The organism is Herbidospora sp. RD11066 (assembly GCF_054661255.1).
In genome coordinates this window covers 788339-800829 of sequence record NZ_BAAGDO010000002.1, presented here as the reverse complement: position 1 = coordinate 800829, position 12491 = coordinate 788339, and the positions used below count along the sequence as shown (strand labels likewise).

At 70.9% G+C, this 12491-nt stretch carries 8 protein-coding genes; 6 read left to right on the top strand and 2 right to left on the bottom strand.

Annotated features, from left to right (window positions below):
• Positions 1-213: 213 nt before the first annotated feature.
• Positions 214-2961, top strand: coding sequence for an ATP-binding protein (locus tag ACYQ78_RS09495; RefSeq protein WP_459800371.1), 2748 nt, complete (start codon positions 214-216; stop codon positions 2959-2961).
• Here ACYQ78_RS09495 and ACYQ78_RS09490 read toward each other — a convergent pair.
• The gene (locus tag ACYQ78_RS09490) at positions 2953-3642 is read right to left on the bottom strand and encodes an AfsR/SARP family transcriptional regulator (RefSeq protein WP_459800370.1); all 690 of its coding nucleotides are present in this window, start codon (positions 3640-3642) and stop codon (positions 2953-2955) included. The genes ACYQ78_RS09495 and ACYQ78_RS09490 overlap by 9 nt on opposite strands.
• 397 nt (positions 3643-4039) lie before the next feature.
• Here ACYQ78_RS09490 and ACYQ78_RS09485 point away from each other — a divergent pair, with 397 nt between their 5' ends.
• From ACYQ78_RS09485 to ACYQ78_RS09465, 5 genes are read left to right on the top strand one after another with little or no spacing between them, the layout of a single operon-like run.
• On the top strand, positions 4040-6460 hold the full coding sequence (locus ACYQ78_RS09485; RefSeq protein WP_459800369.1) for a glycoside hydrolase family 97 catalytic domain-containing protein: 2421 nt from the start codon (positions 4040-4042) through the stop codon (positions 6458-6460).
• A gap of 22 nt (positions 6461-6482) precedes the next feature.
• Positions 6483-7739 (top strand): ABC transporter substrate-binding protein, encoded by a 1257-nt coding sequence (locus tag ACYQ78_RS09480; RefSeq protein ID WP_459800368.1) that lies wholly within the window; start codon positions 6483-6485, stop codon positions 7737-7739.
• Positions 7736-8632 carry a carbohydrate ABC transporter permease gene (locus ACYQ78_RS09475; protein ID WP_459800367.1) on the top strand — a complete coding sequence of 299 codons (897 nt, stop codon included), beginning with the start codon at positions 7736-7738 and terminating at the stop codon, positions 8630-8632. The genes ACYQ78_RS09480 and ACYQ78_RS09475 overlap by 4 nt, the downstream gene beginning before the upstream one ends.
• Complete coding sequence (locus ACYQ78_RS09470; protein ID WP_459800366.1) at positions 8625-9443, top strand: carbohydrate ABC transporter permease; 819 nt, start codon at positions 8625-8627, stop codon at positions 9441-9443. Before ACYQ78_RS09475 ends, ACYQ78_RS09470 begins: the two co-directional genes overlap by 8 nt.
• A 5-nt stretch (positions 9444-9448) precedes the next feature.
• On the top strand, positions 9449-11539 hold the full coding sequence (locus tag ACYQ78_RS09465) for an alpha-galactosidase (protein WP_459800365.1): 2091 nt from the start codon (positions 9449-9451) through the stop codon (positions 11537-11539).
• Positions 11540-11544: 5 nt separating this feature from the next.
• On the opposite strand, the gene ACYQ78_RS09460 is transcribed toward ACYQ78_RS09465, so the two are convergent.
• Positions 11545-12408, bottom strand: a complete 864-nt coding sequence (locus tag ACYQ78_RS09460; protein ID WP_459800364.1) for an AraC family transcriptional regulator — start codon at positions 12406-12408, stop codon at positions 11545-11547.
• Between the last annotated feature and the right edge of the window lie 83 nt (positions 12409-12491).

Here is a 12491-nt window from a genome sequence, read left to right as displayed (position 1 = left end):
ATCGGCGTGACCGCCTGTCCGAGCTCTGAGTCTCCGTGCCGAGAGCGGTCGGGGCAGCCTCGACCTTGGCGATCTCCGAGCCGCGGGGAAGGACCGAACTCACTCTCCTGCCGCAGCGCGTAAGTCGGTGTTCGGCCGGTTCTGTGCCCGGTACGCTACGCACCGGTAGGGAACTCCATAAGGGCACAGCGGTTCGGGCATGCGGGGAGTCTGATGACGGGTGCCGGGTCGGCGGCCTCCACGGCCGTCATATCGCCACGTGAGGCGGAGGTTCTGGCCGCGCTGGGGGAGCGCCTGACGAACGCCGAGATCGCCGCACGCCTGTTCATCTCGGTCCGCACCGTGGAGAGCCACGTCTCCTCCCTGCTCCGCAAGCTCCAGGTCGAAGATCGCAGGGCGTTGGCGGCCGCGGGGAGACCCGCAGGTACGGGAGCCCCGAAGCTGCCCACGGCGCTGACCTCGTTCATCGGCCGGGAGACCGAACGGGCCGTCCTGGCCGACGCACTCGGCGCCCACCGGCTGGTGACCGCAGTGGGACCGGGCGGGGTCGGCAAGACGCGTCTGGCGCTGAACGTCATCCTCGATGTCGCCGACCGATATGCCGACGGTGCCTGGTATGTCGATCTCGTCCCCGTGACGGACCCGTCGATGGTCGCGCCGGCGATCGCGGCGGCCCTCGGTCTGGGGGAGCGGCAGGGCCGGTCGAGTGAGGACACCGTCCTGGGCTGGCTGGGGTCCCGGCAGGCGCTGGTGGTGCTCGACAACTGTGAGCACCTGCTCGACGGGATGCCGGTTCTGGTCGAGCGGCTGCTCACCGGCTGTCCCCGGTTGTCGATGCTGCTGACGAGCCGGGCCCGGCTGCTGGTGCCGTTCGAGCAGGTGGTCCCGGTACCCGGCCTGTCGATCGAGGCGGGTGACGCCGTGGAGCTGTTCGTGGCCCGCGCGGCCGCGGCCGGGAGCCGGTTGGGGGACGACGCAGGGAAAGTCGCCGAGATCTGCCGTGCGCTCGACGGTATGGCGCTGGCCATCGAGCTCACCGCCGCCCGGGTGCCGTCGCTCGGCCTGGACGGCATCGAGGCCGGCTTGGCCGACCAGATGAACCTCCTGGCCGGTGGCCCGCGTGCGGACGACCGGCACCGTTCGATGCGGTCGGCGCTGGACTGGAGTTACGCCCTGCTGGACGCCGCCGATCAGGCGGTGCTGCGCAGGCTCTCCGTGTTCGCGGCGCCTTTCACCGCGGCGGCGGCGCAGGCGGTGTGCGGCGGGACTGCCCCGGCCGCGCTGGCCCGGCTCGCCGATCAGAGCCTTCTGGTCGCGGTCGTGGACGAGTCCGGAACCCGCTATCGGGCACTGGAGACCATCCGGCAGTACGGCGCCGCCCGCCTGACCGGCGAGGACGAGGCTCACCCCCGTCACCTGGCGTGGTGCCTGGACACCGCCGTCGCCGCCGGGCTGCCCACCGGTGACGACCCGGTGTGGCGCCGCCGGTTCGATGACGTGGCGGACGAGCTCCGCGCCGCCCTGCGCTGGGCAGCGGGCAGTGGGTCGCATCGCCCGCAGGCGTACCTGCTGGCGATCAGGCTGGCCGAGATGGCCTTCGCGCGTGGGTTGCCCGGCGAGGCGCAGGCGCGGTACGAGCAGGCCGCGGATCTGGCGGCCGACGCGGGCGAGGCCGTGGCCGCTTTGCGCTTCGCTGCGGGTGCGGCCCTGTCCCGGCACTTCGGCGACGACGCGCTCCGGCTGCACGTGGCCGCGGCCGACGCGGCCGTCCTGGCGGGCGACCGGGCGGGCGCCGCCGCCGACCTGGCCCAGGCCGCCGAGTTGTGCCGCCGTGCGCTGGGGTTGATGGCGACGGCGCCTCCGGAGGGTTTGGCGGACGAGCTGCTCGCTCGCGGGCTGGCGCTGTCCGATGGCAGTGTGGTCGCCGAGTGCCGGCTGCTGATCGCCGAGTCCTGGTCGGGCGACACCGATCCGGCCTCGGCCGAGCGGGCCATCGCACTGGCGCGCGAGGCGGGAGATCCGCTGGCCGAGAGTGCCGCGCTGGACGGGCTGACCGCGATCCAGCTGACCCGTGGCGAGTTGGGTGCGGCGCTGGCCAGTGCGCTGCGGCGTACCGAGATCCTCGACGGGCTGCGGGTGACGGCGGTGTCCGGTCTTGAGGCTTTCGACTCGCTCTACATCGCCGCCGAGTGTGCCGTCACGGTCGGTGACCTGCGGACGGCCAGGGTGATGTCCGAGCGGATCCGTGAGCTGCCGTTCCATCGTGAGGAAGGCCATCTGGCGACGTCCCGGTTGATCGTCGTCACGGCTCTGGCCGGTGACTGGGACGAGACCGTCGCGTTGGCCGAGCGGTTCCGGGACGGATGGGAGCAGGCGGGGCGTCCACGTGCCGGAAACCTCACCCGCGCCCCCTACGCGGCGGCGACGGTGCACGGCCTGCGCGGCGACGACGACGCTCGGGACGCCTGGCTGGAGGTCGTCGACGGCCTGTCGACTCCGGGCAGGCCGCTGTCGGCGATCCATTTCGGCGAGTTCTTCGACGCGCTTCTGCTGCTGCACCGAGGCGAGGGCGAAGCGGCGCTCGACCTCCTCCACACGCCTCCGGAGGATCTGCGGACCTGGTACAGCGGCATGTGGCGACCGTGGTACGCGGCGGTCTGGGCCGAGGCGGCCGTGGTCAGCGGGCACCCCGACACCGCTGACCGCATCCGCCGCGCCCGCGTGGCCGCCCGGGACAACCCCATCGCCGCGGCCATCGTGACCCGGGCCGAGGCCCTGGCCGGTGACGGCGCCGGACTGGCTCCGGCTGCCGCCGCGCTGGAGGCCGCGGGATGCCGTTACCAGTGGGCGCGCACCCTAGTGGCCATGGGCGGGGCACACCGTGACCGGGGCGAGGCCGCGCTCGCCGTGATGGGCGCGACCGCCATGCCCTGGCCTCCTGGACGAGGCCGATCATCCTGAGGCCGCAGGTGTGACCAGCGCGCGCAGGTCGGCTTGGGCGTCGACACCGAGTTCCAGCCGGTGGGTGCGCTCGTACAGGCCGATCTGGCGCAGGGCCGCCGCGTGGTCGCCGGATGTGGCCAGACCTCGTACCAGGAGTTCCTGATTGGCCTGGGTCAGCGGATTGCGGGCGACGGCGCGGCCCGCGTACACGACGGCTTCGCGGGCGCGGCCGTCGCGCAGGAGGGTGGCGGCGGTCCGGCGCAGGCGTTCTTCGACGATGGAGGCGATGCGGTGGCGTTCGATCAGCAGCCAGTGGTCGAATTCGGTGCTGGCCGCCGGTTCCGCGCCTTCCAGCAGGTCGCCGCCGACCCGCAGCAGTGACACCGGGTCGGTGGGTCCCTCGGTGAGGGTGTGGACGTCGACCTCCACCTCCGCGCCGAGCGCGATGGTCAGCGGATCGCCGCTCAGCACCCCCGGCAGGCCGAGGGCACGGCGGAGTTCGGCGAGCGTCCATCTGAGGGCGGCCAGCGGGTCGGCGGCGTTGTCGAACAGCAGTCTGGCCAGGTGGACGCGGTTCGGCGCGCGTTCGGCGAGCAGCAGGTAGCCGAGCAGCGCCCAGGTCTTCCGGCCGCGGGGCGGGCGCAGTCGCTCGCCGTCGCGTTCCAGAACCGGCCGGCCGAGCAGCCTGATCGTCAGCATGTGTCCTCTCTCCGGGATCGACTCCGGCCAGTCAATCCCGGGGCGTGCCCGGGCCACATCCGTGGTGGGTACGGAGAACCGCTCAGTACCGCGCTTTCGGTTCGGGGAGCATGCGGAACGGCAGGTGGCATCTGGGGGAAAGTGCACCGAGAGTGATCCCGCGGGTGTTCGTGGGCGTCGCCAAGAGTCGGAATGTCCAGGTGCTCGAACGGTTCCACCATTCCAGCCGCGCTCAGCGGGGCCCATAGTTTTGCCTCACCAGCGTTTATCTGTCTAGTGAAGCACTCGGCGGGAGGTGACCGGCCACCACGGCAGACATGGCCCCACGCCCCTGCCATACCAGCGCTGACCTGGACTTATGCTCGGCAGACCCCGATGGCATGTGATGGAGACCGCGTTGAGCGAGGAAACGACGAACGTGCACGCCCGGATCCACCCCACGGACTCGGGCGTCCGGCTGACCGTGACGCGGGGCGGAACCGCGGTCCTCGACGGGATCGAGCTCGGTTTCTCCCTCGGCGGGGTCCGGTTGGGGCTGAAGCCCGAGCCGGTGCACACCGTCGACCGCGTGGTCCGTGATCGTTTCACGTTGCGGTCGGGCAAGGCGGCCGGTGATCACGACTATGAGCACCACGAGACCGTTCACACCTTCCGCGAAGGCGGCGTCGAGTGGCAGGCGATCGTGCGGGCCGGGGATCACGGTGTGGCGGTGCGGTACGCGCTGCCCGCCCTCGACGGCACCGCCCACGTCACCGGTGATCACACCTCGCTCGCCCTGCCCGCCGGGTCGCGGAATTGGGTCCTCGACTACCAGACCTGGTACGAAACCCCCCGCTTCGGCGTGGACACCGCCGATCTGGCGAGCGGTGCCTACGGCCTGCCCTTCCTCACCCGCCTCGACGGCGACACCCACCTTCTCCTCACCGAATCCGGCATCGACGGCCGTTTCGCCGGTGCGCACGTGCGGGCCGAGGGCCACACGCTGCACTTCACGCTCGCCGACGACGCCGTCGAGGTCGCCCGGGGTGTGGTGACGCCGTGGCGGGTGCTGCTCGTCGGGACGCTCGCCGAGCTCGTCGCCTCCCTGTTCGTCGAGGAACTGGCGCCCGCGGTCTCGCCCGAGCTGGCGGAGGCGGCCTGGGTGCGGCCGGGCCGGGCGGCCTGGTCGTGGTGGTCGGACTTCTATTCCGGCGCCCAGCTCGACAAGCAGAAGCATTTCGTGGACGTCGCCGCCGACCTGGGCTGGGAGCACCTGCTCATCGACTGTGGCTGGGAGGAGACCTGGGTTCCGGAGATCGTCGCCTACGCGAGCCTGCGGGGGATCCAGGTCCATCTCTGGACGATCTGGCGCGATCTCAACAGCCCGGAGGACCTGCGCAGACTGGCGCTGTGGCGGTCGTGGGGCGTGGCCGGGATCAAGGTCGACTTCATGGAGTCGGAGTCGAAGGACCGCTACCGCTGGTACGACACGATCCTCACCGAATCGGCCCGCCTCGGGCTCATGGTCAACTTCCACGGCTCGGTCATCCCGCGCGGCTGGGCGCGGACCTTTCCTCAGGTCATCGGCTACGAGGCGATCCAGGGCGCCGAATACTACGTGTTCTTCGAGAACCAGGCGCTGACGGCCTCCCACAACGTCATCCAGCCCTTCACCCGCAACATCGTCGGCGCGATGGACGCCACCCCGGTCGCCTTCGGCGCTCAAGGACGCACCACCAGCGACGGCCACGAACTGGGACTGTCGGTGGCCTTCGAATGCGGGATCACCCACTTCGCCGACCACGTCGACGCCTACACCGCCCGCCCGCTCGCGGCCCGCTTCCTGGCCGAGCTCGCCCCGGTCTGGGAGGAGACCGTCCTGCTCGCGGGCGACCCCGACACCCACGCCGTCATCGCCCGCCGTGCCGGAGACCGCTGGTTCCTGGGCGGCATCGCGACCGGCGACCCCCAGGTCGTCCACGTGCCACTAACGCCACTCGGCGCCGGGCCGGACGCCCAGATCTGGATCGTCGGCGACGCTCTCGAGGAGACGGCCACCACCGCCACGGACGCCATCGAGATCACCGTGGCCCGAGACGGAGGCTTCGCCGCCATCGTCGCCCCGGCGGGCACGGAGATCTTCCGCGCCCAGCCTCGGCCCCACCAGGCCCCGCCCGGCGTACATCCGCAGGTCGCCGAGGCAGGCCCGAACAACACCGCAAAGATCACCACCGACCCGGATGCCCGCCTGCGGCTTCCCCCAGGCTGGACCGCCACGTCAGAAACCGGGACCACCTGGACGATTCGCCCATCGGCCGGTCTGCGCCCCGGGCAGCTCGGTGTGGTCACCGTCGAACGCGACGGCGACGACGGAGTCCCCGTCGTCGCCCACGCCCGGATCGTGCGCCCGCTCACCCCAGGCGACCATCCGCTGTCCCGACTACCGATGATCGCGTTCGTCAACGCCGACGGCCCCGTCGAGCGCGACATGTCCAACGGCGGCGGCAACCCCCGCGACGGAGGCCCCCTGCGGGTCGCCGGCCAGGAGTACGCCCACGGGCTCGGCACCGCACCCGGCTCCGAGGCCCGTTTCCACCTCGGCGGCCACGCGGCCCGCCTGTCCGGCGCCGTCGGGGTCGACGACGAGTCCACCGGCCGCGCCACGGTCACCGTGCTGGCCGACGACAGAGAGATCTTCACCGCCGAGATCGAGGCCGGGAAACCCGCCGTCGCCTTCGACCTCGCGATCCACGGCGTCCACACCCTCCGTCTCACGAGCGAGACCGCTGAGTCCGGCGTCCACGTCGACTGGGTCGACACCACCGTCCACGTCTCCTAACCCCCCTGAAGAAGAGGACACCATGAAGCACACCTGGACGGCCGCTCTGGCCGTGGCGGCGACCCTGCTCACCGCCTGTTCCAGCGGTTCGAGCGAGGCAGCGGCCCCGGCCGAGAAGGTCACCCTCACGTACGCCAACTGGAGCGAGGACCAGGCTCCGGCGATGGAGCAGATCACGGCCGAGTTCCAGAAGGAGAACCCGAACATCACGATCAAGGTCCAGACGCTGCCCTGGCCCGAATACTGGTCGACCCTCCAGGTGGGCGCGGCGGGCGGGACCGCGCCGGACGCGTTCTGGATGCTCGCCGACCACTTCCGTGAGTACGCCAAGGGCGGCGCGCTGATCGACCTGTCCGACACGGTGAAGTCGTCGGGTATCGACATGACCGCCTACCCCAAGGCGGTGTCCGACTCCTACACGTACGAGAACAAGATCTTCGCGCTGCCGAAGGACTTCGACACCAACGGCATCTGGTACAACAAGGCGCTGTTCGACGCGGCGGGCGTGACGTACCCCGACGACACGTGGGGCTGGCAGCAGGTGCAGGACGCCGCCGAGAAGCTGACCGACAAGGCCAAGGGCGTGTGGGGGATCGCCGCGCCGATCGACGCGCAGGGCGGCTACTACAACACGATCCTCCAGGCGGGCGGCAGCATCATCAAGCCGGGCGGCACCGCCTCCGACTTCGCCGGGCCCGAGGCGGTGGCCGGGCTCAAGTTCTGGGCCGACCTGCAGAAGGCCGGATCCTCGCCGACGCTGAAGCAGCTGTCCGACACCGAGGCGGTGTCGATGTTCGAGAGCCAGAAGGTCGCCATGTACTTCTCCGGCGCCTACTGGGCGCTGCGCTTCCACAACAACGCCGACCTCAAGGGCAAGGTCGACGTCGCCCCGCTGCCGCAGGGCGTCAAGCGGGCCACCGTCACCAGCGGCATCGGCAACGCCGGGTACGCCGGCAGCAAGCACCCCGAGGAGCTGAAGAAGTTCCTCGCCTTCCTCGGCGGCACCAAGGCGGCCGAGATCCAGGCCGCCACCGGCACCGTGCTCCCCGCCTACAAGGGCACCCAGCAGCCGTGGCTCGACTCGATGCCGGAGTTCAAGCTCCAGGTCTTCATCGACGCCATCGACTACAGCGTGCCGCTGCCGGTCGCCGGCAACACCGCCGAATGGCAGGGCCTGGCGGCGCAGTACCTGGCCCCGGCCTGGGAGGGCGCCAAGCCGGTCGAGGCGGCGGCCGCCGAATACCAGGCCGCCGTCGACGAGGTGCTCGCCAAGCAATGAGATCGTCCACGCGGAACGCGAACAGGCCGAGCCTGGGGTGGGCGCTGCTGTTCATCGCGCCCGCGACCGTCGGCCTGGTCGCGCTCTATCTCTGGCCGTTCCTGTCGACGCTGGTCAAGAGCTTCCAGGACGTCCCGGCCTTTGGGCCCGCGACGTACACGGGGCTGGACAACTACGTCGAGCTGGTCGGCGACGGCGAGGTGTGGAAGGCGTTCGGGAACTCGGCGCTCTACACCGTGCTCGTGCTGCTCGGCATCCCGCTGGCGGTGGTGCTGGCGGCGCTGATCGAGCAGGTGAGCCGGGGCCGCACGGTCTACCGGGTGCTGTTCTTCCTGCCGGTCGTGACGCTGCCGGTGGCCGTCGGCATGGTGTGGCGGTTCATCTACAACGGTGACTTCGGGCTGCTCAACTACGTGTTGTCGTGGTTCGGGATCGACGGGCACTACTGGGTGGCCGACCCCCGGTTCACCATCTACGCCTTCGCCGCCGTCGGCATCTGGATGGGCCTGGGCATCAACCTGATCATCCTGGGCGCCGGGCTCCAGGCGATTCCGAAGGCCGTGTACGAGGCGTCGTCGCTCGACGGCGCGGGCCGGGTGCGGCAGTTCTTCCACATCACGGTGCCGCTACTGAGCCCGAGCATCTTCTTCGTGACGATCCTGACCGTGATCGCCGCGCTCCAGATGTTCGACCTGATCTTCATCATGCTGCGCAGCGTGAACAACACCGCGCTGGCCGACTCCAAGACGATCGTCTACCTGTTCTACGAGAAGGCGTTCGTGCAGTTCCAGCAGGGGTACGGCGCCGCGATCGCGATCGTCCTGCTGGTCGTGATCATGATCGCGACGGCGCTGCAGTTCCGTCTCCAGAGATCGTGGGTGTTCTATGGGTGAGCGCCGCACGTGGCCGATCCACCTGGCGCTGGTCGCGGCTTCGGTGATCATGGTGGTGCCGTTCGCCTGGCAGATCCTCACGGTGTTCAAGACGACGCCCGAGGTGGCCAGGGTGCCCCCGACGATCCTGCCGCAGGAGTTCAGCCTCCACTCCTTCGAGACGTTCTTCTCGACGGTGCCGTTCTGGTCGATGTTCGCCGTCTCCACCGGCTCGCTGCTGCTGCGGGTGGTCGGTCAGGTCGCGGTCGCCGCGCTGGCCGGATACGCGTTCGCGCGGCTGCCGTTCCCCGGCAGGAACCTGCTGTTCGGGCTGTTCATCGCGATGCTGATGGTGCCCAGCCAGCTGTTCCTCATCGGCCAGTACGGCCTGATCCGCGACCTGGGCATGCTGGACACCCTCCCCGCCCTCGCGATTCCCGGCATGTTCTCGGCGTTCGGGACCTTCCTCATGCGGCAGGCGTTCATGAACATGCCGCAGGACTTCGAGGAGGCGGCCCGCCTCGACGGCGCCAACCCCTTCCAGGTCTTCTGGTACGTCATGCTCCCGATGGCCAAGCCGACACTCGCGGCATTGACGGTGCTGACCGGCCTCTATTCGTGGAACGACCTGCTCTGGCCGCTGATCGTCTCGCCGTCGGGGGAGAACCGGCCGCTGCCGGTCGGGCTGGCCGGGCTGCAAGGCCAATTCGGCACCGACTACCCGACGCTGATGGCCGGCGCGCTCGTCTGCTCGATCCCGCTCGTGCTCGTCTTCCTGGTGCTGCAGCGCCAGTTCTTCCGCGGCATCGCCAGCAGCGGACTCAAAGGATAGGAATCATGTACCCGATCCATCTGCGCGCGGGCGGCACCAGCGTGGTCGTCGCCGTCGACGGCGGGCGGCTGCCGCGCATCCTCCATTGGGGTCCCGACCTCAGTGACCTGGGGCCCGAGGCTCTGGCCGACCTTCAGCGGGCCGCGCTCCCGGCCATCGGCGACAGCGCCGTCACCTATCCGCAGCCCGTGCCGGTGCTGCCGCAGCTCCACGAGGGCTGGCTCGGCCGCCCTGGGCTCGTCGGCGACAGCGACGGGCGACGCTGGGCGCCCTACTTCCGGGACGCCGTGCACACCGTCGACGGTACGACGCTGCGGTCGACCGCCCGTGATCCCGAGTTCGGGCTCACCCTCCACGTCGAGATCGAGGTGCTCTCGGTCGGCGGGTTGCTGCGGCAGCGGGCTCGCATCGTGAACGAGGAGGCGGAGCCGTACAGAATCATTGCTTTGGAGCTGGCGCTGCCCCTGCCGCCGGAGGCGACCGAGCTTCTCGACCTGACCGGGCGCTGGGCGCTGGAGCGGGTGCCGCAGCGGCGGCCGTTCCAGGTCGGCGAGTGGGTGCGGGCCTCGCGCGGCGGCAAGCCGGGGCTGGAGCACACCCTGCTGCTGGTCGCGGGGGAGCGCGGTTTCGGGTTCCGCGACGGGTTCGTGTGGGCCACCCACCTGGCGTGGAGCGGCAACCAGGTGCTCGCCGCCGAACTGACCCCGGCGGGCACCCGCCACCTGGCGGCCGGTGAGGTCCTGCTGCCGGGCGAGGTGGTGCTCGGGCCGGGCGAGTCGTTCCAAAGCCGGTGGCAGTACGGATCGTGGGGTGTCGGCCTCGACGAGCTCGCCGGGCGGTTCCACCGTCACCTGCGCGAGCGGCCACGCTCTTCCCGGCCTGTGGTGCTCAACACCTGGGAGGCCGTCTACTTCCGGCACGATCTCGACACCCTTGTCGCGCTGGCCGAACGCGGTGCCGCCTTGGGTGCCGAACGGTTCGTGCTCGACGACGGCTGGTTCCTGGGCCGCCGCGACGACACCACCTCCCTCGGCGACTGGACCGTCGACCCCGACGTCTGGCCCGACGGGCTGGGGCCGCTGGCCGAGCGGGTGCGCGAGCTCGGCATGGACTTCGGGCTCTGGTTCGAGCCCGAGATGGTCAACCTCGACTCCGACCTGGCCCGCGCTCATCCCGACTGGGTCTTCGAGGCCGGGCACGGACCCGGCCTGCCCTCCCGGCACCAGCACGTGCTCGACCTCGGCCACCCCGGCGCCTACGCCCACGTGTTCGAGCGGATGAGCGCGCTCATCGGGGCGCTGGAGATCGCCTACATCAAGTGGGACCACAACCGCTACCTCCTCGACGCCGGACGGCGGCCGGGCGTGCGGCGGCAGGTCGAGCAGGTCTACCGGCTGATGGCCGAGCTCAAGGCCGCCCACCCCGGGCTGGAGATCGAGTCGTGCGCCAGCGGCGGCGGGCGCGTCGACCTCGGCGTGCTGGAGTTCACCGACCGGATCTGGCCCAGCGACTGCAACGACCCGCACGAACGGCTGGAGATCCAGCGCTGGACGGGGCTGCTGGTCCCGCCGGAGATGCAGGGCACCCACATCGGCGCCGCCGAATCGCACACCACCCACCGCGTGCACCCCCTCGACTACCGCGCCGAGAAGGCGCTGTGGGGTCACCTCGGCGTCGAGGTCAACCTGCTCACCGCAGACGAGGAGACCCTGGCGGCGCTCGCGCGCTGGGTCGCCTTCCACAAGGAGCACCGCGACCTGCTGCACTCGGGCGACGTCGTGCACGCCGACCTGCCCGACCCGGCCTTCCGGCTGGAGGGCGTGGTCGCGGCCGACCGCTCCGAGGCCCTGTTCGCCTTCAGCGTGGTCGAACGCCCCGCCGTCTGGCCGCCGGGCCGCATCCGTCTTCCCGGCCTGGACGACGCCCGCACCTACCGCGTCGAAGCGGTCTATCCCGGCTCGGTCCCCGGCGGGGTGCTGCCGCCGTGGCAGCTCACCGGGGTCACCCTGCCCGGCCGCGCGCTGCGGCTGGTCGGCGTGGAGGCGCCGTCGCTGGACGTCGACCGGTCGGTGCTGCTCCGGGTGGTGGCGGCATAACCGGGTCAGCCCTTGGCGCGGTTGCGGTATTCGGTCGGGCTGGTTTCGTGCAGGCGCCGGAAGTGCCGGGAGAAGTAGAACGGATCGGGGTAACCGACCTCACGCGCGATGTCGGCGATCGTGGCGTCGGTGGTGTCGAGCAGGCTGCGGGCCTGCGCCATCCGCAGGGCGGTGTGGTGCGCGAGCACCCCGCCGCCGGTGGCGCGGCGGAACAGCGCGCTCAGATGCGACGGCGAGACCCCGACCAGCGCGGCCAGCTCGGCGACCCGCACGGTCGTGTCGAGCCGTTCGGCCAGGTAGGCCATCGCCCGCTGCAACGGGTCGCCCGGCTCGGGCATGGCGCGGTCGACCACGATCTGGGTGATCAGCTTCCACGCCGACCCGGCGGCGCCCATCAGGCTGGCGGGCGAGTGGTCGCGCCCCAGGACGGTGACGATCTCGTCGAGCAGGGCCACGGCCCGGTCGAGCCGCCGGATCGACACCACCGGCCTGGAGGGCCCCGCGCCGATCTCCTCCAGCAGCTCGGGCAGGTCGCTGCCGCGCAGGTGGCACCACCAGATCGTCCAGGGTGCCTCGACCGAGGCGCCGTAGGCGTGCGGCACGCCGCGCGGGATGACCAGCGCCGCGTTCGAGCCGACACGGTAAGGGGTGCTGCCGACGTTCGCCCATCCCAGCCCCGACGTGCACAGGATGAAGACGGCCTCCTCGATGCCGCGCGGCCGTCTCATCAGGTGGTCCGCCGCCTCGGGGTAGTAGCCGGCGTCGGTCACCATGAGGCGGCGGGTCACCGGCCGGGCGCTGGCCTCGGCCACCACGCGGCGCGGCACGACGGTCAGCCGCTGGTTGCGGAACCCCTCCTGGATCGGCATCGGCCCAGTATGCCAGGTACGTCGGATCGTCCAGGCCATCACATATTTCGAACATTCCGCACTGCTAGGAGCACCTGTTGACT

What these genes read in the sequence shown, in the direction of transcription:
- ACYQ78_RS09475 (WP_459800367.1), top strand. Translation starts at nt 7,736, where the DNA reads ATGAGATCGTCCACGCGGAACGCGAACAGGCCGAGCCTGGGGTGGGCG.
- ACYQ78_RS09495 (WP_459800371.1), top strand. Translation starts at nt 214, where the DNA reads ATGACGGGTGCCGGGTCGGCGGCCTCCACGGCCGTCATATCGCCACGT.
- ACYQ78_RS09460 (WP_459800364.1), bottom strand. Translation starts at nt 12,408, where the DNA reads ATGCCGATCCAGGAGGGGTTCCGCAACCAGCGGCTGACCGTCGTGCCG.
- ACYQ78_RS09465 (WP_459800365.1), top strand. Translation starts at nt 9,449, where the DNA reads ATGTACCCGATCCATCTGCGCGCGGGCGGCACCAGCGTGGTCGTCGCC.
- ACYQ78_RS09480 (WP_459800368.1), top strand. Translation starts at nt 6,483, where the DNA reads ATGAAGCACACCTGGACGGCCGCTCTGGCCGTGGCGGCGACCCTGCTC.
- ACYQ78_RS09470 (WP_459800366.1), top strand. Translation starts at nt 8,625, where the DNA reads ATGGGTGAGCGCCGCACGTGGCCGATCCACCTGGCGCTGGTCGCGGCT.
- ACYQ78_RS09490 (WP_459800370.1), bottom strand. Translation starts at nt 3,642, where the DNA reads ATGCTGACGATCAGGCTGCTCGGCCGGCCGGTTCTGGAACGCGACGGC.